Here is a 25,569-nt window from a genome sequence, read left to right on the forward strand (position 1 = left end):
ATGAGGCGCCGCGGCTTTCCTGCGACTTGATCCGCCGGACAGGCCCTAGGGGACGTGCCTGCGGGCTCGCAGTGCCAGGCTCAACGCCAGCACCGTCTGCGGGTCGTCGAGGTCGGTGCCCAGCAACTCGCCGATGCGGGCGAGGCGGTTGTAGAGGGTCTGGCGGTTGAGGTGGAGCTCGCGTGCCGTCTCCGCCTTGCGGCCCGCGTGGGCGAGGTAGGTCTCCAGGGTCGGCAGCAGGGGTGGCTTGGAGCGGGCGTCGTGGTCCCGTACCGGGCCGATCGCGCGGTCGACGAAGGCCGCCAGGTCGGGATGGTCGCGCAGCCGCCACAGCAGCAGGTCGATGTCGAGGCGACGGGCGTCGTACCAGGGGCGGTCCGACAGGCCCTGCGCCGCCGTCGCCGTCTCCGCCGCGTGCCGCAGCCCCGCCGAGGCCGCCGCCCAGCCGCCCGCCACGCCGACCACGACGACCGGTGGCTGGGCTCCGGGCCGCTGCATCCCGGCCCGCTCCACCCCCGCCCGCAGCGCCGCGGCGACCCGGTCCGCGACCGCCGACCGCTCCGACTCCGAACGCAGGCCCAGCAGGACCAGGACACGGCCCTCGACGGGTCGTACGCCCAGCAGCACCGGAACGCCCACCGAGGCCAGCTCCTCCGACACCGCCCGGGCCAGCACCGCCCAGCCGCCCCCGGGGGAGAGGGTGTCGCCGAGCCGCATCACCACCGGCAGCAGTGGGCTGGCGCCCGGCTTGAAGCCCAGCACGCGCGCCTGCGCGGGCGCGTCCTCCGCGGTGATCCGGCCCTCGGCGAGGTCGGTCAGGAAGTCGCCGCGGCCCCGCGCGGCCAGCTCCTCCTCCTGGCGGGCCTGCATCAGGACGACGGCGAGGATGCCCGCCGCCCGCTCGGCCGCCATCCGGTGCACGGGAACGAGCGGGGCCCGGACGGGGAGGAGGACGAGGCGCGCCCGTACCGAACCCGTCCCCGGACCGCCACCGGGCACGTCCACCAGTACGGACCCGGCCGGCGGAGCGTCCTTGTGCTGGCCGCGCAGCCCCTCCCAGACCTGGAGCGGGTCCGCGCCCTCGGGCCCGGCCCCGGCCGCGTACAGCAGCTGGCCGTCGGTCGTCTCCAGGAAGACGGGGTTGTCGCTGAAGTCGGCCAGGATGCCCAGTACCTGGGGTACCCCGCCGCCGCCCAGCAGGGCCTCGGTACAGCGGCGGTGCACTTCCTCGGCGCGCTGGAGGAGGGCGTAGTGGCCGTTGACGATCTCGGTGTGGATCTCCTCCGTGACCGTCACGAACGGCACCTCGCGATGGAGTTGGACGAGGGGGAGGCCGGTAGTGCGGGCCGTGTCGACGAGGGCGGCGGGCAGCCGGGTGAAGCGGGGGCCGAGTTCGATGACGAGGGCCGCGATGCCGCGCTCGGCGAGCGTGCGGACGAACGCGCGCTGCTCGGCCGGACGCGTGCCGAGACCGTAGCCGGTGGTCAGCAGGAGTTCGCCGCCCTTCAGCAGGGACGCGATGTTGGGCACCTCGCCCGCGTGCACCCAGCGCACGGACCGTTGCAGTCGGTCGGCGCCCGCGAGGATCTCGGGCAGGCCGCTGCGCAGGCCGGGCAGCTCCAGTGCCCGCTGAACGGTGATGCCGGCGGCGCCCTGGCGGTCGAATCTGCTGTCCATGAGCCGGACGCTACCCGCGCTCGGGCTTCGACGACATCTCCGCCGATCATGCCGGTCTGATGTTGTGGTTGAAGCGGAAGACGTTGTCCGGGTCGTACCGCCGCTTCAGCGCCGCCAGCCGGGCGGTGTTCTCGGCGCCGACCCCGGCCACGACCCGCTCGTCGCCCTCGTCGCCGATGAAGTTGAGGTAGACCGCGCCGGTGCTCCACGGGCGGGCGTCCGCGCGGACGTCCTTCACCCACTGGATCACCCGCTCGTCGTCCGCGGGGTCCTCCCACATCGCGAAGGGATGTACGGCCCATGGCGCGTCCCGGTACGGAACCGGGTACTCACGCGGCCCGTCGGCGATCGCCCCGCCCTGCGGGAACAGGACATGGATGGTGCCGGTCGGCACCGGCATGGACGCCGCCCGGGCGCAGTAGGCGTCCAGGAACGCGTCCGGCGCCTCCCGCAGATACTCGGCCGACCAGTAGTTCCGCATCCCCGGCGGATCGTCGAGCATGCACTGGACGTCCGCGTACGGCATCGGCCCGACGATCTCCGTCTCGTGCGGCAGCGCCAGCAGGGGTTCGGCGACCTTGCGCATGTCCGCCTCGGACCCGGCGTACGTCAGCAGCGCACCGCACAGCAGCGTGCCGACCAGGTGCGGCGGCACGAACTCCTCTGGTGGGGCGGTGAGATAGATGACACCGCCGCTCGCCTCGTCCGGGCCCGTGGCGATGATGTCGCGGTAGGTGCGGACGACCTCGGGGCCGAACTCCGGGAGGTACAGCAGGAACGCCATGGCGAACTCGGGCAGCTCGTGCAGCTTCAGGGTGAGCGCGGTCGCGACGCCGAAGTTGCCGCCGCCTCCGTGCAGGCCCCAGAACAGCTCCGGGTTGTCGTCGGCGCTCGCGTGCACCTGACGGCCGTCGGCGGTGACCAGGTCGACGCCGAGGAGGTTGTCGACGGCGAGTCCGCACCAGCGGTCCAGCCAGCCGGTGCCGCCCCCGAGGACGAACCCGCCGACGCCGGTGGTGGAGGCCCGGCCGCCGGTGGTGGCGAGACCGTGCGGCTGACAGGTCCGGTCCAGGTCGCTCATCGTGGCGCCGCCCGCGATCCGCACCGCCTGTGCGGCGGGATCGACGGTGACCTCCCGCATATGGCGCAGGTCGACGACCAGACCGCCGTCGTTCAGCGCCATCCCCGCCACACTGTGTCCGCCGCCGCGCACCGCGATCGGCAGGTCCAGGTCACGGCCGAAGCGCACGGCCCGTACGACGTCGGCCTCGTCCACGCACTGGGCGATCACCGCCGGACGCCGGTCGATCATGGCGTTGAAGACGGTACGGGCCTCGTCGTAGCCCGAGTCCCCCGGGGCGAACACGTCGCCGACCAGTTGCTCGCGGAGCGCGGTGAGTGCCGCGCCCGCCTTCGATGGGGAGGCCATGGGGCGCCCCCTTCCGTGCAGGGGCAGATGTGTACAGCGTAGACGCGGTGGAGCCGGTGGTCCTGTCAGAGGGTGGGACGTTCCTGAATGGTCAGAAACGTTCAGGAACAGAATTCGGTGAGGGTGGCGGTGAGGATCTCGGTCAGTCGGTCCAGCGAGGCCAGGTCGACGTACTCGGTGGCCGCGTGGGCGCCCTCGCCGTCGACGCCGAAGAGCAGACAGGGGATGCCGGCCCGGTCCAGCAGCGCGCAGTCGGTCCAGAAGGGCTCGGCGCGGATCACGGGAGGCCGGCCGAGGGCCCGCTCGGCATGCCGGGTGAGCGTGCGCACGACGACGGCCTCGGGGTCCGCCTCGAACGGCTCGCGGTGCAGACCGCGCGTGAGGCGGGGGCGGAAGTCGGGGACGGTGGCGGCGAGGTGGTCGAGGACGGCGGCCAGTTCGCGCTCGACGCCGTCCGCGCTCTCCCCGGGGACCGTACGGCGCTCCAGGGTGATCCGGCAGCGCGCCGGGTAGGTGGACGGCTCCTCACCGCCCCGGACGACGGAGGCGTGCACGGTGCCGGTGCCGAGCAGCGGATGGGCCGGACCGTCGGCCAGACGCCGGCCCCACTCCTCCAGGGCGACCAGGAAGTGCCCGGCCTTGGCGATGGCGTCGATGCCCAGATCGGGCCGCGAGCCGTGCGCCGCCCGCCCCTCGATCTCCACGTCGAACCAGACGAACCCCTTGTGCGCGAGGGTGACTTCGAGGTGGCTCGGCTCGGTGACGATCGCCGCGTCGGCCGTGAAGGACTCCAGCACCTCCTCGGTGCCCAGACTGCCGTGCTCCTCGTCGGCGACACAGGCGACGAGCACATCGCCGCGCAGTGGCCCCGCGGCGACGGCCCGGGCGGCGGCGGTCATCATGGCCGCGATGCCGCCCTTCATGTCGAAGGTCCCGCGGCCGTACATCCGCCCCTCGGCCACCCGCGGTTCGAGCGGATCGCCCGCGTAGCCGGCGAGGCCGACGGTGTCGAGGTGTCCGTTGAGCATCAGCGAGCGCCCGCCGCCGGTGCCGCGCGCGACGGCCACGAGCGAGGGCCGACCGGGACGCCGCTCCAGCCGGTGCACCTCGAAGCCCCGAGCGGCCAGCCACCCGCCGCAGTAGTCGGCGACGGCGGCCTCCCCGGCGCCACCGGGCACCAGGTCCGGGTTGACGGAGTCGATGGCGATGAGCCGGGCCAGGAGAAGGGCGGGGGCCGACGCGGTCATGAGGATTCCTTTCAGCAGTGGCTACGGCTCAGGAGTGGTTGCGGCTCAGGAGTGGTCGCGGCTCAGGAGTGGTTACGGCGATCAGCCCGCCGACGTCGCCACCACGACCCCGAAGCCGATCAGCACGACCCCCGTGGCCCACGTGAGTACTCCGCGCACCCGGGGCCGCTGGAGCACGGGCCCGGCCTTGGCCAGCAGCAGGACGTATCCGCCGAGCCAGGTCAGGGTGAGCGCGGTGTGCAGGAGGACGAGGAGCGCCATGGACCAGGCCGCGGGCAGCTGGGGCGGGGCCAGGGTGGGCAGCAGCCCGGTGTAGAAGACGGCGATCTTCGGATTGAGGAGGTTGGCGACCAGGCCGGTCCGCCATGGCCTGCCTGAATCGGTACCGGCGTCCGGGACGGTGAGGGTCTGCCGGTGCCGCCACAGCGTCTGCGACCCCAGGAACACCAGGTATCCGGCGCCCAGGAGCTTGACGCCCAGATACGCCCCCGGCGAGGCGGCGAGGACCGTCGCGAGCCCGGCCGCGGTCAGCGCGCCCCAGGTCAGCAGCCCGGTGGCGATCCCGCCGGCCGTCCGCAGCGCGTCCCCCGGTCCGGCCGCCAGCGCCCGCCGTGTCACCACCGCCATGTCGGGGCCGGGTACGACGGTCAGCAGGCCCAGGACAGCCGCGGCGGCCGCCCAGTGGGTCAGCACGCGGGGGTGCCCTCGGTGCTCAGCAGCACGACCACGGAGTCCGGGCCGAGCCCAAGGGCGGTACGGCGTTCCTCCGCACCCGCACCGGTGAGCAGTGCGCGTAGCCCGGCGAGGGAGGCCGCCCCGCACGGTCCCGAGGAGACACCGAGGCCGGCGAGGTCATCGGCCGCGCGCAGACTCGCCGCGTCCGGGACGGCGACGGCGGCGTCGAGTCCGCCGTACAGGTAGGGCCAGGCGAGGCTGGACGGCGTACCGCAGTTCAGTCCGGCCATGACGGTGTCGCCGGTCGGGACGCTCACGGGCGTGCCCGCGGTGAGGCTCGCCAGGACGCAGGCCGCGGTCTCCGGCTCCACCGCGAGCAGCGCCGGGGCCTGCCCGGACGGCCGGCTGCGGTAGTGGGTGACGACGGCCTGGGCGAGCGAGCCCACGCCCACGGGGACGCAGACGAGATCGGGCCCGACCCCCGCCAGTTGCTCGTCGATCTCGGCGCAGAGCGTGGCGTAGCCCTCGACGATCCAGCCCGGGATCTCCTCGTAGCCGGGCCAGGCGGTGTCCTGCACCAGGATCGAACCGGGCCGGTCGGCCGCCTCGGCAGCGCGCCGTACGGCCTCGTCGTACGGGCCCGTGACCTCCGAGACCCGCGCCCCCTCGGCGGCGATGGCCGCCACCGCCCGCGCGGGCACACCCCGCGGTACGAAGACGTGGGCGTCCTGGCCGACGAGCCGGGCGGCCCGGGCCACCGCGCGGCCATGGTTGCCGTCGGTGGCCGTCACCAGGGTGACGGGAGCCGGCTCCCGCTCGGCGAGGGCGCGATGGACCGCCCAGAACGCGCCCAGCGCCTTGAACGCGGGCAGGCCCAGGCGGTGTGACTCGTCCTTGACGAGAACCCTGCCGACCGCCAACTCGGCCGCGAGTGAGGGGAGTTCGGTCAGAGGTGTTGGTGCGTAGTCGGGGAGTGCGGCGTGGAAGGCGCGCACCCCGGCGGGCGCGGGCGCACATCGCCAGGTGCGTGCGCCGGGGCGCGTGAGCCAGAGCGGAGAAGGGTTCGTGGACACCGGATCAGCGTGCGCGGCCCGCCTACGATCGGTCCAGCGAATCTTTCCGACCTATAGTCGTCGGAAAATCCGATGACTCAGGGCCGGGGCCGCCGATGTTCGACCTCCACCGCCTCCGTCTGCTGCGTGAGCTCAAGCACCGTGGCACCCTCGCGGCCGTCGCCGCCGCCCTCTCGTACGCCCCCTCCTCGGTCTCCCAGCAGCTCTCCCAGCTGGAGGCGGAGGTCGGGGTGCCGCTGCTCGAACCGGTGGGGCGGCGGGTGCGGCTCACCGAGCAGGCCGAGATCCTCGTCGCCCACACCGAGGCGGTCCTCGCGCGGCTGGAGCGCGCGGAGGCGGACATCGCGGCCTCCGTGAGCGCGGGCGAGCTGACCGGCACGCTGCGGCTGGCCTCGTTCCAGACGGCGGCGCTGGCCCTGCTCCCGGCCGCGCTGAACCTGCTGCGGGACCGGCACCCCGGGCTGCGCGTCCAGGTCCGGCAGCTGGAGCCGGAGGTGGCGCTGCCCGCCCTCCAGGCCCGCGACTTCGACCTGGTCGTGGCCGAGGAGTACCCGGGCGACCCCGGCCCCCGGCCCGCCGAGCTGGAACAGGAGGACCTGCTCGACGACCCCCTGTGCCTCGCGCTGCCCCGCCCGGACGCGTCGCTGAGCTCGCTCGCCGATCACCCGTGGGTGCTGGAACCCGAGGGCACGCCCGCCCGGCAGTGGGCCCTGCGCGAGTGCCGGGCGGCTGGCTTCGAGCCCGACGTGCGGTTCGAGACCACCGACCTGCTGCTTCATCTGCGGCTCGTGGAGCAGGGACACGCGGCGGCGTTCCTGCCGGACCTCGTCTGGTGGGGGCAGCCGCCGAGCGTTCCGCTGCGGCGGCTGGGGCGCGCGCGGCGCGTCTTCACCGTCGTACGCCGTGGCCGGGGCACGCACCCGGCGATCGTGGCGTGCCGCGAGGCCCTGAGACAGGCCGCGGCACGCCCATGACGGGAGTCAGCCCCCGTACGCCCCCGACGCCGTCAGGCGCAGGGCCGTGTCGATCAGCGGGACGTGGCTGAAGGCCTGCGGGAAGTTGCCGACCTGGCGCTTCAGATGCGGGTCCCACTCCTCGGCGAGCAGCCCGAGGTCGTTGCGCAGGGCGAGGAGCTTCTCGAACAGCTTGCGAGCCTCGTCCACGCGGCCGATCATCGCGAGGTCGTCCGCCATCCAGAACGAGCAGGCCAGGAAGGCGCCCTCGTCGCCGGGCAGCCCGTCGACACCCTCGCTGTCGCCCTCGGTCGGGTAGCGCAGGATGAAGCCGTCCGGCGTGGACAGCTCGCGCTGGATCGCCTCGATGGTGCCGATGACCCGCTTGTCGTCCGGCGGCAGGAAGCCCATCTGCGGGATGAGGAGCAGAGAGGCGTCCAGCTCCCGCGAGCCGTAGGACTGGGTGAAGGTGTTGCGCTCCTTGTCGTAGCCCTTCTCGCACACGTCCCGGTGGATGTCGTCGCGCAGCTCGCGCCAGCGCTCCAGCGGGCCGTCCGCGTCACCGGACTCGATGAGCTTGATGGTGCGGTCCACCGCCACCCAGGCCATGACCTTCGAGTGCACGAAGTGGCGGCGCGGGCCGCGCACCTCCCAGATGCCCTCGTCCGGCTCGTCCCAGTGGTCCTCCAGGTAGCGGATGAGCTTGAGCTGGAGCAGGGACGCGTAGTCGTTGCGCGCCAGCCCGGTCATGTGGGCGAGGTGCAGGGCCTCGGTGACCTCGCCGTACACGTCCAGCTGGAGCTGGTGGGCCGCGCCGTTGCCGACCCGGACCGGGGCGGAGTTCTCGTAGCCCGGCAGCCAGTCCAGCTCGGCCTCGCCCAGCTCCCGCTCACCCGCGATGCCGTACATGATCTGCAGGTTCTCGGGGTCGCCGGCGACCGCCCGCAGCAGCCACTCGCGCCAGGCGCGGGCCTCCTCGCGGTAGCCGGTGCGCAGCAGTGAGGACAGGGTGATGGCCGCGTCACGCAGCCAGGTGTAGCGGTAGTCCCAGTTGCGGACGCCGCCGATGTCCTCGGGCAGCGAGGTCGTCGGCGCGGCGACGATGCCGCCGGTCGGGGCGTACGTCAGGGCCTTCAGCGTGATCAGGGAGCGGACGACGGCCTCGCGGTAGGGGCCGTGGTACGTACAGTGCTCGACCCACTCGCGCCAGAACTCCTCGGTGAGCTCCAGGGACTGCTCCGGCTCGGGCAGCGGCGGCGCGTCCTTGTGCGAGGGCTGCCACGAGATGGTGAACGCGATCCGGTCACCCGGGGCGACCGTGAAGTCCGAGTACGTGGTCAGCGACTTGCCGTAGGTCTCGCAGTCGGTGTCGAACCACACCGAGTCGGGGCCCGCGACGGCGACCGTGCGCCCCTCGTGCTTGTGCACCCACGGCACGACCCGCCCGTACGAGAAACGCATCCTGAGGGCCGAGCGCATCGGGACGCGGCCCGAGACGCCCTCCACGATCCGGATCAGCTGCGGCGCGCCGTCACGCGGTGGCATGAAGTCGGTGATCCGGACCGTGCCGCGTGGGGTGTCCCACTCGGACTCCAGGATCAGCGAGTCGCCGCGGTAGGTGCGCCGGGCCGCGGTGGGTGGCTCCGCGTCGGCGGCATGCGCGGGCCCCAGGCGCCAGAAGCCGTGCTCCTCGGTGCCCAGCAGGCCGGCGAAGATGGCATGCGAGTCGAAGCGGGGCAGGCACAGCCAGTCCACCGTGCCGTCCCGGCAGACCAGGGCTGCGGTCTGCATGTCTCCGATGAGTGCGTAGTCTTCGATGCGCCCGGCCACGTGCAACTCCAGTCGAACGGCCACGTCACCCCCTGGGAAAAAGGGGGCTGTCGCTAGTGCGGTCAAGGGGTCGTTGTTATGCGTCGTTGAGCGATGAAGCAAAGCAGCCGCTGTGCCGCTGGGCAAAACGACGATCTCTTCTCAACGAACTGACGAGCTCACGTTGTTCCGGGGCTTACGGGCGGGGGGTGGTGCCGTGTTGCCGGCCGGGCTCGGCAGCGAATGTCCGAGCAGGATACGACGCACGTAGATGATCTGTGTGCCGCTCCGGGCAACGCGGGTGGGCCGAACGGGTGAGCAGTCGGTGAGAAACCCGTGACGGGTGTGAGTCCGTGTCGGTGCGTGCGCGGAGCGTGGCCGGAAGCCATCGCCCCGAGGCGCTGATACCCTGGTAGCCCGTGGACCGGTGGTGGACAAAACCCCCGACCGCAGCGACGGCGACGCCGGGAATCTCCGGTCACAGCGCCGCACCGCACTCCAGATCGCGACCACGGGAGCCCCCTCTTGGCCATGCCGACGCCCTCCTTTCGTTCGAGCACAGCTACGACGACCAAGCACATCTTCGTCACCGGGGGTGTCGCCTCCTCTCTGGGCAAGGGCCTGACGGCCTCCAGCCTGGGGATGCTGCTCAAGGCCCGGGGCCTGCGCGTCGTCATGCAGAAGCTCGACCCGTACCTCAACGTCGACCCGGGCACGATGAACCCCTTCCAGCACGGAGAGGTCTTCGTCACCAACGACGGCGCCGAGACCGACCTGGACATCGGACACTACGAGCGTTTCCTCGACCGTGACTTGGACGGCAGTGCCAACGTCACTACAGGCCAGGTCTACTCGACGGTGATCGCCAAGGAGCGGCGCGGCGAGTACCTCGGTGACACCGTGCAGGTCATCCCGCACATCACCAACGAGATCAAGCACCGCATCCGGCGGATGGCGACCGACGAGGTCGACGTCGTCATCACCGAGGTCGGCGGCACCGTCGGCGACATCGAGTCCCTGCCGTTCCTGGAGACGGTCCGCCAGGTCCGCCACGAGGTCGGCCGTGACAACGTCTTCGTCGTCCACATCTCCCTCCTGCCGTACATCGGCCCGTCGGGAGAGCTGAAGACGAAGCCGACCCAGCACTCGGTTGCGGCGCTGCGCAACATCGGTATCCAGCCGGACGCCATCGTGCTGCGCTGCGACCGCGAGGTCCCGACCGCCATCAAGCGCAAGATCTCGCTGATGTGCGACGTCGACGAGGCCGCCGTGGTCGCCTGCCCCGACGCCCGCTCGATCTACGACATCCCGAAGACCGTGCACGGCGAGGGTCTGGACGCCTACGTCGTCCGCAAGCTGGACCTGCCGTTCCGCGACGTGGACTGGACGACCTGGGACGACCTGCTCGACCGCGTCCACAACCCCGACCATGAGATCACCCTCGCCCTGGTCGGCAAGTACATCGACCTGCCCGACGCCTACCTCTCGGTCACCGAGGCGCTGCGCGCGGGCGGCTTCGCCAACAAGGCCCGCGTGAAGATCAAGTGGGTCACGTCCGACGACTGCAAGACCCCGGCCGGTGCCGCGGCGCAGCTCGGTGACGTGGACGGCATCTGCATCCCGGGCGGCTTCGGTGACCGCGGTGTGCTCGGCAAGGTCGGCGCGATCAAGTACGCCCGCGAGAACAGGATCCCGCTGCTCGGCCTCTGCCTGGGCCTGCAGTGCATCGTGATCGAGGCCGCGCGGAACCTGGCCGACATCCCGGACGCCAACTCCACCGAGTTCGACTCGGCGACCTCGCACCCGGTCATCTCCACGATGGCCGAGCAGCTCGACATCGTCGCCGGCGAGGGCGACATGGGCGGCACCATGCGGCTCGGCATGTACCCGGCCAAGCTGGCCGAGGGCTCGATCGTGCGCGAGGTGTACGACGGCAAGGAGTACGTCGAGGAGCGCCACCGCCACCGCTACGAGGTGAACAACGCCTACCGCGCGGAGCTGGAGAAGCAGGCGGGCATCCTGTTCTCCGGCACCTCCCCGGACGGCAAGCTCGTCGAGTACGTCGAGTACCCGCGCGACGTCCACCCCTACCTGGTCGCCACGCAGGCGCACCCGGAGCTGCGCTCGCGCCCGACCCGCCCGCACCCGCTGTTCGCCGGCCTGGTGAAGGCGTCGGTCGAGCGTCAGCAGGCTGAGGGCGTGCGGAAGACCTCGAAGTAACACAACAGTTGTACGGTGGCCGGGGCGTTCGCACTCAACAGGCGGGCGCCCCGGCTTCTCTTTGAGCACGTGCGGAAGGACTGGGCATGACGATCAAGGACACCCCCGAGGAGTGGGAGATCCGGGCGACGGAGACCCCCTTCGTGGGCAACAAGACCTCCGTGCGCACCGACGACGTGGTCATGCCCGACGGCAAGGTCGTCCGCCGTGACTACCAGGTCCACCCCGGCTCGGTCGGCGTCCTCGCCCTGGACGACGACGGCCGGGTGCTGCTGATCAAGCAGTACCGCCACCCGGTGCGCCAGAAGCTGTGGGAGATCCCGGCCGGACTGCTCGACGTGCCCGGCGAGAACCCGCTGCACGCCGCCCAGCGCGAGCTGTACGAGGAGGCGCACGTCAAGGCCGAGGACTGGCGGGTGCTGGCCGACGTCTACACCACGGCCGGCGGCTGCGACGAGGCCGTGCGGATCTTCCTGGCCCGCGATCTGTCGGAGGCCGAGGGCGAGCGCTTCGAGGTGGAGCACGAGGAGATCGACCTGGAGTACGCGCGCGTGCCCCTCGACGAGCTCGTACGGGGCGTGCTCGCGGGCGAGCTGCACAACAACTGCCTGGTCGTGGGCGTGCTTTCGCTCGTCGCCGCGCAGAACGGCGACGGCCTCGACGCGCTGCGCCCCGCCGACGCCCCCTGGCCCGCGCGTCCCTTCGAGTCCTGAACACTCCTGGTGTGACCATCGGTTGATCCGATCGGGCGACCTGTCCGCCGCGCTCCACCAGGAACGTTGCAGAGGGTGAACTACGCTCTGTAAATGCCCGTTCGGAGTCCCGACGGGCTTGCGCGTGCGGTGGGACGGGAGTGTGGCCCGTGACGGATCAGGCGGTGGACACGAGCGGCGTTCAGCTGTCGGCCGAGGGTCAATTCCTGGGCCGGACCAGAGAGTTGAAGGAGCTCCGCGCCGACATCGAGCGGGCGGGCCTCGACACCCTCTCCGGCAAGAAGGCTCCCCGCGCGCGCGTGCTGCTCATCGCGGGCCGACCCGGCTCGGGCCGCTCCGCGCTCGCCGAGGAGCTCGTCCAGCAGGTCGCGGACCGTTACGACGACGGGGTCCTCAGGGCACGTCTCAGCGAGCCCGACGGCACCCCCGTCCCCGTCGAGCGCACCGCCCGTGAACTGCTCGCCGCCCTGGACCGCCCGACCCCGGCAGGCGCCGCCGAGGACGACCTCACCGCGGCGCTGCGCGAGGCACTCGCCGACCGCGGCGCACTGCTTCTGCTCGACGACGCGGTCACCGCCGACCAGGTCGACGCCCTCCTCCCGGACACCCCGGAGTGCCTGGTCGTCGCCGTGTCCGACGGCCCGCTCACCGGTATCTCCGACGTCCGCCCCTGCACGCTCGGCGGCCTCGACACCAAGTCCGCCCTGGAGCTGCTGACCCGGTACACCGGCTCGGTCCGTATCACCGTCGACCCGCGCGCCGCCGAGGGCCTCGTCGAGGAGTGCCAGGCCCACCCCGCGGCCCTGACGATGGCCGGCGGCTGGCTCGCCGCCCGGCCGAAAGCCGCCGTCGCCGACCTCGCCAAGCATCTGCACGCCGAGGGCGACGAGGGGACGCCGCTGAGCCGGGTCTTCCGTCTCGCCTACGGCTCCCTGCCCAGCCCCGCCGCCCGGATACTGCGCCTGCTCTCCCTCGCCCCGGCCGGCCTGGTCGACCCGCACACCGCCTCCGCCCTCGCCGGCTGCTCGGTGGGCGGCGCCCGCACCACCCTGGACGACTTCGTCGCCCTCGGCCTGCTGCACTCCGTGGAGTCCCCGCTGCCGCAGTACGAGGTGCCAGCCTGTCTGCACCCCCTGCTGAAGTCCCTCGCCGAGACCCAGGACCGTCCCGCCGAGCTCCAGCTGGCCCGTGCCCGGATGCTGGAGCGCACGGTACGGCTGCTCCAGTCCTGCCGCGCCATCACCGAGACGGACAACCCCGAGGCCCGCGAGAAGCTCCAGGGCATGCCCCGCTCCCTGCGCTTCCCCAGCCCCAGGGCGGCCGAGGACTGGCTGCGCGTCCGCAGGCCCGCCCTGCTGGCCTCGGCGCGGCTCGCCGTCGCCGACGGGGAGCTCGACACCCTCGCCAGACGGCTGATGTCCCAGCTGGTCAGGGCGATGGTCGCGCACTTCGGCACCCAGGCCGCGGCCCCCGACCTGTACGGCCTGCACCGGCTCGTCCTCGATGTGGCCGAGCGCCGGAAGCTGCCCCGGGAGCAGGCGGCGGCGCTGCTGAACCTGGGCGACCTGGACGCCCAGACCGGGCGCACGGCCGACGCGCTCACCCGCTATCGGGCCGCGCTGGACGCCGGACGCGCGGCAAACGATCCGTATGCGACCGGCCGCGCGATGGAATCCGTAGGTGGTGCGCATCTGGAGCTCGGGGACTACGACCGGGCCGCCGACTGGTTCGGCCGCGCCCTCGCCCAGCGCCTGGCCCGCGACGAGCGCGCGGACGCCGCCCGGCTGTACGGCCGGATCGCCGCCGCCCACACCTATGCGGCCCGGTACGGCGAGGCGCTGCGGAGCTGGCGGGCCGCGGTCGCCGGGTACCGCAAGGAGGGCGATGTGGCCGCCCACGCACGGGCGTTGAGCGAGCTGGCGCGGGTCCAGGAGTACGCCGGGCGGCCCGAGGAATCGCTGCGCACCTGCCAGGAGGCCGTCGAGTGGGCGCGGCGCGCGGAGGACGTACGACTGCAGGCCGCGTTGCAGCTGAGGCTCGCCGACACCCTCGACCACCTGGGCGATCCGGCCGCCGCGACGCTGCACCGGGGGGCCGCCGAGCGGCTGCTGGGGGAGGAGTTTTCGGAGCCTGAAGCGGAACCGGAGCGGCCCGATCCTTCGAAACAAGACGCTGATGCCTGCGAAATCCGTAGTACACCAGCAGAAGATTGATGCAATGAAAGGCTAGACAGCGGGAACACCTTCATTAGACTGGCTCTGCCGCACCTTCTCCTGCGGTGTCTCCCGGTGTGCTCGTGCATGCCCGGGTATGTGTTCTATTGCCCCACATCCACTGAGCCAAGGACCGTGATCCACGTGAAGGTCGGCATCCCCCGCGAGGTCAAGAACAACGAGTTCCGGGTGGCCATCACCCCGTCCGGCGTGCACGAGCTGGTGCGCCACGGCCACCAGGTCGTCATCGAGCAGGGCGCCGGTGTCGGCTCGTCGATCCCGGACGAGGAGTACGTCGCCGCCGGCGCGCAGATCCTCGGCACCGCCGACGAGGTGTGGGCCACCGCCGACCTGCTGCTGAAGGTCAAGGAGCCCATCGCCGAGGAGTACCACCGGCTCCGCAAGGACCAGACGCTCTTCACCTACCTGCACCTGGCCGCCTCCAAGGAGTGCACCGACGCGCTCATCGAGTCCGGCACCACCGCCATCGCCTACGAGACGGTCGAGCTGCCCTCGCGCGCCCTTCCGCTGCTCGCCCCGATGTCCGAGGTCGCGGGCCGCCTCGCCCCGCAGGTCGGCGCCTACCACCTGATGCGCTCGGTCGGCGGCCGCGGTGTGCTCCCCGGCGGCGTCCCCGGCACCCAGCCCGCGCGTGCCGTCGTCATCGGCGGTGGCGTCTCCGGCTGGAACGCCACGCAGATCGCCGTCGGCATGGGCTTCCACGTCACGCTGCTGGACCGCGACATCAACAAGCTCCGCGAGGCCGACAAGGTCTTCGGCACCAAGGTCCGGGCGATCATGTCCAACTCCTTCGAGCTGGAGAAGGCCGTCCTCGACGCCGACCTCGTCATCGGCGCGGTGCTCATCCCGGGCGCCAAGGCCCCGAAGCTGGTCACCAACGAGCTCGTGGCCCGGATGAAGCCGGGAAGTGTCCTTGTCGACATCGCGATCGACCAGGGCGGCTGCTTCGAGGACTCCCACCCGACGACCCACGCCGAGCCGACCTTCCAGGTCCACAACTCGGTCTTCTACTGCGTCGCCAACATGCCGGGCGCGGTGCCCAACACCTCCACCTACGCGCTCACCAACGCGACGCTGCCCTACATCGTGGAGCTCGCCAACCGCGGCTGGGTGGAGGCGCTGCGCCGTGACCCCGCGCTCGCCAAGGGCCTCAACACCCATGACGGCAAGGTCGTTTACCGCGAGGTCGCCGAGGCGCACGGTCTGGAGCACATCGAGCTGGAGACGCTGCTCGGCTGAGCCCCTGACCTCGCCGAACAGCTAAGTCACCTTTTCGTAAAGGCGATACGTCAACATGGCGTGTCAACGACGCGCACCCGGCCGGACCTTGCCCGACAAGGTCCGGCCGGATGTGTGTATGGTCACTTTGCGACTCTCGGTCAACTCGCCTCGAACGTAACCCTTTGGTCGATTCGCACACCCGTGAAACCTGCCGTGCGACGGCCGTACGCCCTTGACAGAGGGATGTTTCATTGCCGACACATCGGGCCGGGTCCGGCGGATTGTGTTGCTGCGGACGCCCGACACGCCATAGAGTCGCCGACTGTCGGCATGGTGCCACGCTGACCTGTCTAGAAGTTTCCTGGTCACCAAGGAGGTAAGACGACTTGTGAATGAGTCGACATTTTCTCCCGGGGGTGGTCAACCAGGAGTGCCGGTACGGGACCAGGGTCCCGCGGGGTTCGAGGCTGTCGGCTCCGTCGCGGTGCGCACCTTCGCAGCCCACCGGAGTCACCAGCAGACCCGCGTGACTCTGTCAGCACACCAGAGCATGGATGGCCATCACGTGAACGCCATGGCCGGCGACGGAAGTGGCGCGCCCCACAGCCAGTTCGCCGACTACGACGAACTGCCCGAGGGGCACTTCTACGACCCCGACGCCGAGTACGAGCCCGACCCCGAGTACGCGGCCACGCTCGCTCCCGACGCTGCCCGTCAGCGCCGTGAGCGCATCGGCCCGACCGGTCGCCCGCTGCCGTACTTCCCGATCCCGGGTCCGCTGACGGACCACGGGCCCGCGAAGATCATCGCGATGTGCAACCAGAAGGGCGGCGTCGGCAAGACCACGTCGACCATCAACCTGGGTGCCGCCCTCGCGGAGTACGGACGCCGGGTACTGCTCGTGGACTTCGACCCGCAGGGCGCGCTGTCGGTGGGTCTCGGTGTCAACCCGATGGAGCTCGACCTCACCGTCTACAACCTGCTCATGGAGCGGGGCATGGCGGCCGACGAGGTCCTGCTGAAGACCGCGGTCCCCAACATGGACCTGCTGCCGAGCAATATCGACTTGTCGGCGGCGGAGGTCCAGCTGGTCTCCGAGGTCGCGCGCGAGTCGACGCTCCAGCGCGCCCTGAAGCCGCTCATGGCCGACTACGACTACATCGTGATCGACTGTCAGCCTTCACTGGGCCTGCTCACCGTCAACGCCCTGACGGCCGCCCACAAGGTGATAGTGCCACTGGAGTGTGAGTTCTTCGCGCTGCGTGGTGTCGCCCTGCTGACGGAGACCATCGAGAAGGTCCAGGAGCGGCTCAACCCCGACCTGGAGCTCGACGGCATCCTCGCCACGATGTACGACTCCCGCACGGTCCACAGCCGCGAGGTCCTGGCCCGGGTGGTCGAGGCGTTCGACGATCACGTCTACCACACGGTCATCGGACGCACGGTCCGCTTCCCGGAGACCACGGTCGCCGGTGAGCCGATCACCACGTACGCCTCCAACTCCGTCGGCGCCGCCGCCTACCGCCAGCTCGCCAGGGAGGTGCTCGCCCGGTGTCACGCCGAGTGAGTCTGCCGGGGGCCGACGAACTCTTCCGTACGACAGGGGGAATGGCGCTCCAGCCGTCCACTCCACGACGGGGGGCCAACGGCGACGCCCGGGTGCCCGCGCCGGCCGGAGAGAGCGACGGGGCCGCGGCCGCGTCGTCCGAGGACGCGCCGCATTCGGTGCCCGTACAGGGCGGCGACGGCGACGGGGCGGAGCATGTCGCGACGGAGCCCGCCGCGGCCGGTGAGTCCCGCAGCCGGGACGCGACGGCCGAGCGCTCCGGGCGACGTCAGGACGCGCAGGAAGGTTCTGCCGCGCCGCGCAAGCAGCGCGGCGGGCGGGCGCCCTCGCGTCGCCCCAGCGGCCGGGAGCGACACGACGAGAAGATCACCGTGTACGTCTCCGCCGAGGAGCTCATGGACCTGGAGCACGCGCGTCTGGTGCTCCGCGGCGAGCACGGCCTGGCCGTCGACCGCGGACGCATCGTCCGCGAGGCGGTCGCCGTGGTGCTGGCCGACCTGGAGTCCCGCGGGGACGCGAGCATCCTCGTACGACGGTTGCGCGGGCGGTAGCGGTAGCCTGCGGAGGCCATGACCTCGAACGACGCTCCCGTCCCCGCCTCCGGCGCCGCAGCCGGCCGTCGGCGCGTGCTGGGGCGGGGGCCGGGGGCGCCCGAGGCACCTGAGGCGCCTGAGCCCGTCGTGGTGGAAGAGCCGGTCGCGGAAGAACCCGCGGAAGAACCCGACGACGGCGTCTTCAAGGTCCGGCTCGCCAACTTCGAGGGGCCCTTCGACCTGCTCCTCCAGCTGATCTCCAAGCACAAGCTGGACGTCACCGAGGTCGCCCTGTCCAAGGTCACCGACGAGTTCATGGCGCACATCCGGGCGATGGGCCCGGACTGGGACCTGGACCAGACGACCGAGTTCCTCGTGGTGGCCGCCACCCTGCTCGATCTCAAGGCCGCCCGGCTGCTGCCCGCCGCCGAGGTCGAGGACGAGGCCGACCTCGCGCTCCTGGAAGCCCGTGACCTGCTGTTCGCGCGGCTGCTCCAGTACCGCGCGTACAAACAGATCGCGGACATCTTCAACCGGCGCCTCGACGACGAGGCCCGCCGCTACCCCCGTACCGTCGGCCTGGAACCGCACCACGCGGAGCTGTTGCCCGAGGTCGTCATCAGCATCGGCCCGGAGGGGTTCGCCAAGCTCGCCGTGAAGGCGATGCAGCCCAGGCCCAAGCCGCAGGTGTACGTCGACCACATCCACGCGCCGCTGGTCAGCGTGCAGGAGCAGGCCGGGATCGTCGTCGCCCGGCTGAAGGAGCTCGGCGAGGCCAGCTTCGGGGCGCTCGTCGAGGACACCGACGACACCCTCACCGTCGTAGCGCGATTCCTGGCGCTGCTGGAGCTGTACCGGGAGAAGGCCGTCGCGCTGGACCAGGAGACGGCCCTCGGGGATCTCATCGTGCGGTGGACCGGCGGCGAGGGGGACGGGACGCCGAGGGTCACCGACGAGTTCGACCGACCGCCCGAGCCGCCCAAGGAGGACAAGGCGTGAGCGAGGAGACCACTGACGTCCCGGCAGGGCAGCGCACCGTCGCCGACCTCGATCTCAAGCCAGCGCTTGAGGCCGTCCTCATGGTCGTGGACGAGCCCGCGACCGAGGAGCATCTGGCGAAGATCCTCCAGCGGCCCAAGCGGCAGATCGCGGACGCGTTGCGGGAGCTGGCCGACGAGTACACCGTCCAGGGGCGCGGCTTCGAACTGCGGCTGATCGCCGGGGGCTGGCGTTTCTACTCCCGGCCCGAGTTCGCGGCGGCCGTGGAGGGCTTCGTCCTGGACGGCCAGCAGGCCCGGCTCACCCAGGCGGCCCTTGAGACGCTCGCGGTCGTCGCCTACCGCCAGCCGGTCAGCCGCAGCAGGGTTTCCGCGGTGCGCGGAGTGAACTGTGACGGGGTCATGCGGACCCTCCTTCAGCGGGGTCTGGTCCAGGAGACGGGCACGGAACCCGAAACAGGTGCGATCCTGTACACGACGACGAACTACTTCCTGGAGCGAATGGGCCTGCGCGGCCTGGACGAGCTCCCGGAGCTCGCGCCCTTCCTCCCCGAGGCGGAGGCGATCGAGGCCGAGACCCTGGAAGGGGTTCCGTCGTTCGATCCGGACGCTCCTGACGCGCCGGACGGCCACGACGCAGACGACTAGACGGAAATGTGATGCGAAGCAGCAGCGGCAGGAACAGCAGCGGAAACAACGGCGGGAGCCGTGGTGGCAACAGCGGCGGCCGCGGCGGCAGCAGCGGCGGGAGCGGCGGTGGCCGCGGTAACCACCGCGGTGCCGGGAACTCCCGTGACGACAAGCAGGGCGGCCGGCCGAAGAAGCCCCGTCCCGAGGAGCGCCAGTACGACGTGGGCCCCGGCGCCTCTCCGCAGGGTCCGAAGTCGGGGCGCGGCGCCTCGGCGCGCGGTGGCGCCAAGGGTGGACCCAAGCAGGGTGGCACCGGGCGCGGCCGCTGGGTGCCGGCGACCTCCCGTGAGTACGAGGCGCGTGCCGAGGAGCGCAACCGGGAGCGGTACGCGAACAAGAAGGACGTGAAGCTGCCCAAGACCTTCCCGGGCGCCGAGCAGGAGGGCGAGCGGCTCCAGAAGATCCTCGCGCGCGCGGGCTACGGCTCCCGGCGGGCCTGCGAGGAGCTCATCGAGCAGGCACGGGTCGAGGTCAACGGCGAGATCGTCCTGGAGCAGGGCAAGCGGGTCGACCCGGAGAAGGACGAGGTCAAGGTCGACGGCCTGACCGTCGCGACCCAGTCGTACCAGTTCTTCTCGCTGAACAAGCCCGCCGGTGTCGTCTCCACCATGGAGGACAACGAGGGCCGCCAGTGCCTCGGCGACTACGTCACTAACCGGGAGACCCGGCTCTTCCACGTCGGGCGGCTCGACACCGAGACCGAGGGCGTCATCCTGCTCACCAACCACGGCGAGCTGGCGCACCGGCTGACCCACCCCAAGTACGGCGTGAAGAAGGTCTACCTCGCGCACATCGTGGGCCCGATCCCGCGTGACCTGGGCAAGCGGCTCAAGGACGGCATCCAGCTGGAGGACGGGTACGCGAAGGCGGACCACTTCCGGGTCGTCGAGCAGACCGGCAAGAACTACCTCGTCGAGGTCACCCTCCACGAGGGCCGCAAGCACATCGTGCGCCGGATGCTGGCCGAGGCCGGCTTCCCGGTCGACAAGCTGGTGCGCGTGGCCTTCGGCCCGATCACCCTGGGCGACCAGAAGTCGGGCTGGCTGCGGCGGCTGTCCAACACCGAGGTCGGCATGCTGATGCAGGAAGTCGACCTGTAGGGCACGGGCGCCCAGTACGACGGCCGGTTCCGGATATCTCTCCGGGGCCGGCCGATTCGTTTCCGCGCTTTCGCCGGTCTGTACCCCACACGGGCGAAGGGAGCGGACATGACCACGACGGCGGACCGCGAGGAACGGGTACGGACGGCGGACTCGGCGGACTCGGCGGGCGGGGCCGAGAATCCCCACAGCATGCGTCAGTCGGCCCTGGAGAGCCGTAGGCGGCCTCCGCTGCCCCCGGGGCCCCGGATCCCGTCGTGGGCGCCTGGGGAGCCGCTGAGGGACCCCGCGGTGGGCGCCCCGACACGTGGACGGCCACCGCACGCGCCCTGCTTCGGTCTGCCGGAGGTGCTGTCGTGAACGCCGGGGAGCTGCTGGAGCGTGCGCTCGCCTACGCGCTGGGGAGCGTCGCCGAGGCCGGGAGCGCGGGCCTCGGCCGGATCACTCCGTGCGCCGAGTGGGACCTGGGGGAGCTGCTCGACCATCTCGACGACTCCCTGGACGCGTTGTACGAGGGGCTGACCGGCGGACGCATCGGGCTGCTGCCGCACACCGACCGGGTCTGCGGGTTCCGCACCCGCGCGCGTGCGGTGCTCGGCGCCTGGGCGGCCGGACCGGGCGACGAGGTACTGGTCGGTGAACGGCCGCTGGACGTGCGGGTGATGGGCGCGGTCGGCGCCGTCGAGATCGCCGTGCACGGCTGGGACGTCGCCCAGGCGTGCGGCAGGTCCCGCCCTCTCCCGGCCGCCCTCGCGGCCGAGTTGCTGCCGATCGCGCGATGCGTGGTCGCGTTGGAGGACCGGGGGGTGCGGTTCGCCGAGCCGGTGGTGGTGGGTTCCTGCGCACCGGCCGAGGTTCGGCTGCTGGCCTTTCTGGGGCGCCGGGATTCCCTGCCGGGGTGATCCCGGCTCGGGGGTCACCGTGTGCTGCGCGAGCCGGGTGAGACCGGGGTGGGGGTCGGGGCGGCGTTGGTCAGCAGGCGTTTCATTGTTTCGGCGGCGTGGACGGCGGCGGTGCCGCAGCAGTTGTTGAACAGTACGTGGAGTTGGTCGACCCGCCCGGCCAGTGAACGCAACCGGGGCAGCCACTCGGCGAGTTCGGCCTCCCGGTACGCGTACCGGAACCGGTCCTCCTTGCTCCCGGCGCCCCATGAGGCGCTGCGTCCGTGGAAGCGGACGACGGACAGCCGCGGCGAGGTGACGGGAGCGACGGGCGGGATCGAGGAGGGGAGGGTCTGCGTCATGTCGACGGCCACGGCCGTCATGCCGTACCGGGCGAGCAGCGCGGCGGTCACGTCCGCCCACTCCCTGCGCCACCAGCCGGGATGCCGGAACTCCACGGAGACCGGCCACCCGGCGGTCCGCTCGGCGCACTCCCGCAGAAACGCCCCCGCCCACCGCCCGGGCCGGAACCACGGCGGGAACTGGAACAGCACACCGCCGAGCCGCCCGGCATCCCGCAGCGGCTCGATCCCCTCGGCGAAGCGCGCCCACACCGCGTCGAGCACCGCGGGGTCCCCGGGGTCGGCGGGCAGCCCGTCCGGCATCACGGAACTCCGGGTCGGATGACCGGTGAGCAGCGAGAACGCCTTCACGTCGAAGACGAAGCCGGGCGGGGTCCGCTCGGCCCACAAGGCGCTCGTGCGGGCGTCGGGCAGCGCGTAGTACGCCGAGTCGACCTCGACGACAGGGAACTGCCCGGCGTAGTGCCGCAGCCGTCCCTCGGCGTCCCGCCGCCCCGGCGGATACCAGCCGCTGCCGGTCAACGCCCGGTCCGTCCACGAACACGTGCCCACGAGGATCTCGCCCATGCGGTTGCGGTTACCCGGGTTGCGCGAACCCATTTACCCGGGTTGTGCGAACCCGCCCCACCTCTTTATAGTCGTACTGACTATTAAGAGAGGGGGGTGGTTGTGGCCGACTACGACAAGCACGCCTACGAACCCTTCGCCGTCACCGTCGACCTCGCCGTCCTCACCCTGCGCGAGGGAGCCCTGCACGCCCTGCTCGTCGAGCGCGGACAGGAGCCGTACGCCGGCCACTGGGCGCTGCCCGGCGGCTTCGTGCTGCCGGACGAGTCGGTCGAGACGGCCGCCCGGCGGGAACTCGCCGAGGAGACCGGCCTGTTCGACGTCTCCGGGCTGCACCTGGAGCAACTGCGGACCTACAGCGAGCCCGGCCGTGACCCCCGGATGCGGGTCGTCTCCGTCGCCTTCGCCGCGCTGCTGCCCGACGCGCCCGAACCGCACGGCGGCAGCGACGCGGCCGACGCCCGCTGGGTGCCGTACGACCGGGCCCGGCCGCTCGCCTTCGACCACGACCGGATCCTGGCCGACGCCCATGAACGGGTCGGCGCCAAGCTGGAGTACAGCCGTCTCGCCACCGCCTTCTGCCCGGCCGAGTTCACCCTCGGCGAGCTCCAGCAGGTCTACGAGACCGTGTGGGGCACGACCCTCGACCGGCCCAACTTCCGCCGCAAGGTGCTCGCCACGCCCGGCTTCGTCGAACAGGTCCCCGGCGCCGCGAAGTTGACCGGCGGACGCGGCAAACCGGCGGCGCTCTACCGCGCGGGACCCGCCACCGCCCTGCACCCGCCCCTCCTCCGACCGTCCCGGGAAGGACGCCCCACATGACCGCCACCACCGTCAGGAAGCGCGCCGCGACCGGCACGCTGATCGGGCTCGCCCTCGGGGACGCGCTCGGATTCCCGACCGAGTTCAACGACGTCCCGTCGATCCTCGCCAAGTGCGGGCCGTGGCGGGAGATGCGGCTGCCGGAGCGGGCGCTCGTGTCCGACGACACCCAGATGACGCTGGCTCTCGGGCGCGGGTTGCGGACGGCCATGGACCGTGGGCTGCTCGGGCCGCTGCGGCTGGAGCGGCCGCTGCGCGAGGAGTTCGTGGACTGGTACCAGTCGCCGGAGAACAACCGGGCGCCGGGGCGCACGTGTCTGACCGCCTGCAATCTGCTGAAGGACGAGCGTCGTCTCTGGCAGGACGCCAGCCAGATCGGATCCAAGGGCTGCGGCGCCAACATGCGCGTCGCGCCCATCGGGCTCGCCCCGGGCCTCAGTGACGAACAGCGGTCCGGCGCCGCCCAGTTGCAGTCCGCGCTCACGCACGGGCACCCGACGGCCCTCGCCGCGTCCGACCTCACCGCGCACGCCGTACGGCTGCTCGCACAAGGAGCCGAGCCGACCGGCCTGGTCGGGCTGCTGCGGTCGTACGCCATCGAGAACCGCACCCGCTACCACGAGCGTTGGCTCGGTGATCTGTGGACGCGGAGCCAGGACCCCTCGGCCGAGCACTTCATCGCGCGCGGCTGGGACGAGTGCCTGGAGATCCTGGACCGGCTGCGGGACGCCGTCCGTACCGTCTCGCCGGAGACCGATCCGTGCCTCGCCACCGGCGAGGGATGGATCGCCGAAGAGGCCCTGGCGACCGGGCTGTTGTGCTTCCTGCTCTTCGTCGACGAGCCGGTGACGGCCCTGCGCAGGGCCGCCTGCACGTCCGGTGACTCCGACTCGATCGCCTGTCTGACGGGCGCGTTCGCCGGGGCGTACCACGGGGTCGACGCCTGGCCCGTCGAGTGGGCGGACCGAATCGAGTACCAGAGCGAGCTGGCGACCCTCGGCGCGCTCTGGGACTAGGTGAGCGGACTGGGTGAGTGGACTGGGCGAGCGGACTAAGCCAGCTGGATCGAGTCGCCGTCGACCGTGATCTTCTTCTCGGCCAGGGGCTGGGTGGCCGGCGGGTGGGCCACCGAGCCGTCCTTGATGCTGAACTTGCTGCCGTGGCAGTTGCAGTTGATGGTGCCGCCCGAGACGCTGGCCACCGGGCACTGCTGATGGGTGCAGATGTTGGTGAAGGCCTTGAACTCGCCCTTCTCCGGCTGGGTGACGACGACCTTCTCGTCCTTGAAGATCTTGCCGCCGCCGACCGGGATGTCGCTGGTCCTCGCCAACTCCGTTCCGGCGGTCGCCTCGACGGTGTCGGAGCCGGAGTCGTTGTTGTCGCCGTACTCGCTGCACCCGACGGTGAACGCCGCCGCGCCCGTCGCGAGAAGCACCGAACGCCGCGTCGGGCCTTGCATCGTCATGTCGTCACTCCGAACGTACGGAAGAACCAGAGGGCGGAGGTCAGCCAGATGATCGTGAGCGCGGCGAACACGAGTCCGCCGACGATCGGCAGCAGCCAGCCCGGGAGTCGCTCCGAGCGGAGCAGCAGCATCTTGGCACTGAATGCGCCGAAGAAGAAGCAACCCAGGAGGGAGTGCCAGAAAACGCGCGTTTCGTATGTCTGGTAGCCGAAGGCGTAGAGACAGTGCACCGCGACCGGCACCGCCACCAGGAAGGCCGCGCGGCCCGACCAGCGGTGCAGGGTCGAGGACCAGCTCGGGCCCGGCAGCCTGCCGTACATCATCAGTGCCGACGTGAACTGCACCAGCGCGAAGAAGATCGCGACCGTGGCCAGCCAGGACTTCACGGCGCCCGTGCTGCTGAAGCCGGCGAGGTTGAAGGCGGTGCCCGCCGGGTCGTGCGTCTTGCCGTACACCCCGAGGCCGACCGCCACCGCCGCGGCCACCAGGGCCGGGATCAGATAGCGGGCCGGGCTCGGCGGCCGTTCGGCGGGCGGCGGCGGGGGCGGGAATCCCTGGGTGGCGGCGTTCGGGTCGACGGTCATGGCGGCTCCCTTGTACGGACTGGAGTTCAGGGCGTGACAGGGCGGGCCGTGAGCTGCCGGCCGTCCACCGTCACCGCGCCCGTCTCCGGGTCGATCTCGGGGGCGGGGGAGGGCTTGCCGTTCCTGTCGAGGATGCCGACCTGGGTGCCGTCCTTCAGGACGATCCAGCCGCCGTCGAACTTCGCGTCGCGCACCGTGGCCGTCGCCCGGTACAGACCGGACGGCTTGATCGCCTTGTCCGCGGTGAACGCGTAGTGCCCGCCGCCGATGTCGACGGTGCCGCTGATCCGCTTGCCCGCCTTGAGCGTGCCGTTCAGCTCGGCGCCGCCCTTGCCGGTGAGCTTCATGGTGCCGTCGTCCTCGACGTCACCCTTGAGCCACGACTCCTTGTCCCGGCCGTCGCAGAAGTACGCGATCGCCCGGCCGTCCCGCAGGGAGACGGCGACCGCGGAGGAGTCGTCGTCCGTACGGCCCGCGTAGTCGGCGTTGGGGATCGGCGACTTCGAGGGCGAGGGAGACGGGGACGGGGGCTTCGTCGTGGGCGGCGGTGACGCCTTGGGGCTCGGTGACTCCGTCACCGACGCCGATGTCTTCTTCTCGCCTGTCGTCGCGTTGAGCGACAGCATGAACAGGCCTAGCAGCAGACCCGCGAGAAGGGTGAGCAGCGGTCCGGAACGCTTCATGAAGGGGCCTCCCCCGAGGCGAGCTTCCTGCCATGAGAGCGGAGACGGGGCTCCGAGTCCAGGGGC

24 protein-coding genes are annotated in these 25,569 nt (G+C 71.6%); 14 read left to right on the forward strand and 10 right to left on the reverse strand.

Annotation, left to right across the window (positions count from 1 at the left end; translation table 11 throughout):
• Positions 1-45: 45 nt before the first annotated feature.
• The 5 genes from OG885_RS34960 to OG885_RS34980 form a co-directional block, all read right to left on the reverse strand.
• Positions 46-1,677 carry a PucR family transcriptional regulator gene (locus tag OG885_RS34960; RefSeq protein WP_405738387.1) on the reverse strand — a complete coding sequence of 544 codons (1,632 nt, stop codon included), beginning with the start codon at positions 1,675-1,677 and terminating at the stop codon, positions 46-48.
• A 46-nt stretch (positions 1,678-1,723) separates the two neighbouring features.
• On the reverse strand, positions 1,724-3,106 hold the full coding sequence (locus OG885_RS34965; RefSeq protein WP_405738390.1) for an FAD-binding protein: 1,383 nt from the start codon (positions 3,104-3,106) through the stop codon (positions 1,724-1,726).
• 101 nt (positions 3,107-3,207) lie between these two features.
• A complete protein-coding gene (locus tag OG885_RS34970; protein WP_405738393.1) occupies positions 3,208-4,353 on the reverse strand; it encodes an ArgE/DapE family deacylase in 1,146 nt (381 codons plus the stop codon).
• 81 nt (positions 4,354-4,434) lie between these two features.
• Positions 4,435-5,046: a LysE family translocator gene (locus OG885_RS34975; RefSeq protein ID WP_405738396.1), complete on the reverse strand. Its 612-nt coding sequence runs from the start codon at positions 5,044-5,046 to the stop codon at positions 4,435-4,437.
• A complete protein-coding gene (locus tag OG885_RS34980; protein WP_405738398.1) occupies positions 5,040-6,101 on the reverse strand; it encodes a pyridoxal-phosphate dependent enzyme in 1,062 nt (353 codons plus the stop codon). The genes OG885_RS34975 and OG885_RS34980 overlap by 7 nt, the downstream gene beginning before the upstream one ends.
• Positions 6,102-6,196: 95 nt before the next feature.
• Between OG885_RS34980 and OG885_RS34985 the strand changes: the two genes are divergently transcribed.
• Complete coding sequence (locus OG885_RS34985; protein ID WP_405738401.1) at positions 6,197-7,075, forward strand: LysR family transcriptional regulator; 879 nt, start codon at positions 6,197-6,199, stop codon at positions 7,073-7,075.
• A 6-nt stretch (positions 7,076-7,081) separates the two neighbouring features.
• On the opposite strand, the gene OG885_RS34990 is transcribed toward OG885_RS34985, so the two are convergent.
• Complete coding sequence (locus OG885_RS34990) at positions 7,082-8,884, reverse strand: glycoside hydrolase family 15 protein (RefSeq protein ID WP_399958551.1); 1,803 nt, start codon at positions 8,882-8,884, stop codon at positions 7,082-7,084.
• Between the two features lie 510 nt (positions 8,885-9,394).
• On the opposite strand from OG885_RS34990, the gene OG885_RS34995 reads away from it, so the two are divergent.
• The 11 genes from OG885_RS34995 to OG885_RS35045 all read left to right on the forward strand — a co-directional run bounded on the left by OG885_RS34995 (position 9,395) and on the right by OG885_RS35045 (position 21,041).
• Positions 9,395-11,083 carry a CTP synthase gene (locus tag OG885_RS34995; protein ID WP_405738404.1) on the forward strand — a complete coding sequence of 563 codons (1,689 nt, stop codon included), beginning with the start codon at positions 9,395-9,397 and terminating at the stop codon, positions 11,081-11,083.
• An 86-nt stretch (positions 11,084-11,169) separates the two neighbouring features.
• Complete coding sequence (locus OG885_RS35000) at positions 11,170-11,796, forward strand: NUDIX domain-containing protein (protein WP_405738407.1); 627 nt, start codon at positions 11,170-11,172, stop codon at positions 11,794-11,796.
• 149 nt (positions 11,797-11,945) lie between these two features.
• The gene (locus OG885_RS35005) at positions 11,946-14,009 is read left to right on the forward strand and encodes a tetratricopeptide repeat protein (RefSeq protein WP_405738410.1); all 2,064 of its coding nucleotides are present in this window, start codon (positions 11,946-11,948) and stop codon (positions 14,007-14,009) included.
• A gap of 144 nt (positions 14,010-14,153) precedes the next feature.
• A complete protein-coding gene (gene ald, locus OG885_RS35010) occupies positions 14,154-15,269 on the forward strand; it encodes an alanine dehydrogenase (RefSeq protein WP_405743014.1) in 1,116 nt (371 codons plus the stop codon).
• Between the two features lie 412 nt (positions 15,270-15,681).
• On the forward strand, positions 15,682-16,818 hold the full coding sequence (locus OG885_RS35015; RefSeq protein WP_405738413.1) for a ParA family protein: 1,137 nt from the start codon (positions 15,682-15,684) through the stop codon (positions 16,816-16,818).
• The gene (locus OG885_RS35020; RefSeq protein ID WP_405738416.1) at positions 16,803-17,369 is read left to right on the forward strand and encodes a hypothetical protein; all 567 of its coding nucleotides are present in this window, start codon (positions 16,803-16,805) and stop codon (positions 17,367-17,369) included. The genes OG885_RS35015 and OG885_RS35020 overlap by 16 nt, the downstream gene beginning before the upstream one ends.
• An 18-nt stretch (positions 17,370-17,387) precedes the next feature.
• Entirely contained in the window at positions 17,388-18,350 is a 963-nt protein-coding gene (locus OG885_RS35025; RefSeq protein ID WP_405738419.1) for a segregation and condensation protein A, read from the forward strand.
• Positions 18,347-18,997 (forward strand): SMC-Scp complex subunit ScpB, encoded by a 651-nt coding sequence (gene scpB, locus OG885_RS35030; RefSeq protein WP_405738422.1) that lies wholly within the window; start codon positions 18,347-18,349, stop codon positions 18,995-18,997. The genes OG885_RS35025 and scpB overlap by 4 nt, the downstream gene beginning before the upstream one ends.
• Before the next feature lie 11 nt (positions 18,998-19,008).
• The gene (locus OG885_RS35035) at positions 19,009-20,139 is read left to right on the forward strand and encodes a pseudouridine synthase (protein WP_405738425.1); all 1,131 of its coding nucleotides are present in this window, start codon (positions 19,009-19,011) and stop codon (positions 20,137-20,139) included.
• Positions 20,140-20,247: 108 nt separating this feature from the next.
• Complete coding sequence (locus tag OG885_RS35040; protein WP_405738428.1) at positions 20,248-20,499, forward strand: hypothetical protein; 252 nt, start codon at positions 20,248-20,250, stop codon at positions 20,497-20,499.
• Positions 20,496-21,041, forward strand: coding sequence for a TIGR03086 family metal-binding protein (locus OG885_RS35045; protein ID WP_405738431.1), 546 nt, complete (start codon positions 20,496-20,498; stop codon positions 21,039-21,041). Before OG885_RS35040 ends, OG885_RS35045 begins: the two co-directional genes overlap by 4 nt.
• 14 nt (positions 21,042-21,055) lie before the next feature.
• On the opposite strand, the gene OG885_RS35050 is transcribed toward OG885_RS35045, so the two are convergent.
• Positions 21,056-21,949, reverse strand: coding sequence for a DUF72 domain-containing protein (locus OG885_RS35050; RefSeq protein WP_405738434.1), 894 nt, complete (start codon positions 21,947-21,949; stop codon positions 21,056-21,058).
• A gap of 102 nt (positions 21,950-22,051) precedes the next feature.
• Between OG885_RS35050 and OG885_RS35055 the strand changes: the two genes are divergently transcribed.
• On the forward strand, positions 22,052-22,771 hold the full coding sequence (locus OG885_RS35055) for an NUDIX hydrolase (RefSeq protein WP_405738436.1): 720 nt from the start codon (positions 22,052-22,054) through the stop codon (positions 22,769-22,771).
• The gene (locus OG885_RS35060) at positions 22,768-23,787 is read left to right on the forward strand and encodes an ADP-ribosylglycohydrolase family protein (RefSeq protein WP_405738439.1); all 1,020 of its coding nucleotides are present in this window, start codon (positions 22,768-22,770) and stop codon (positions 23,785-23,787) included. Before OG885_RS35055 ends, OG885_RS35060 begins: the two co-directional genes overlap by 4 nt.
• Before the next feature lie 35 nt (positions 23,788-23,822).
• Here OG885_RS35060 and OG885_RS35065 read toward each other — a convergent pair whose 3' ends face one another.
• Genes OG885_RS35065 through OG885_RS35075 form a run of 3 tightly spaced genes read right to left on the reverse strand, consistent with a single transcriptional unit; the run spans position 23,823 to position 25,503 of the window.
• Positions 23,823-24,236, reverse strand: coding sequence for a Rieske (2Fe-2S) protein (locus OG885_RS35065; protein ID WP_399957424.1), 414 nt, complete (start codon positions 24,234-24,236; stop codon positions 23,823-23,825).
• Positions 24,233-24,820, reverse strand: a complete 588-nt coding sequence (locus tag OG885_RS35070; protein ID WP_405738443.1) for a DUF6529 family protein — start codon at positions 24,818-24,820, stop codon at positions 24,233-24,235. Before OG885_RS35070 ends, OG885_RS35065 begins: the two co-directional genes overlap by 4 nt.
• Positions 24,821-24,846: 26 nt before the next feature.
• Positions 24,847-25,503 carry a hypothetical protein gene (locus tag OG885_RS35075; protein ID WP_405738446.1) on the reverse strand — a complete coding sequence of 219 codons (657 nt, stop codon included), beginning with the start codon at positions 25,501-25,503 and terminating at the stop codon, positions 24,847-24,849.
• Positions 25,504-25,569: the final 66 nt, after the last annotated feature.

The sequence above is a fragment of the Streptomyces sp. NBC_00028 genome (assembly GCF_045041065.1).
Taxonomy (GTDB): domain Bacteria; phylum Actinomycetota; class Actinomycetes; order Streptomycetales; family Streptomycetaceae; genus Streptomyces.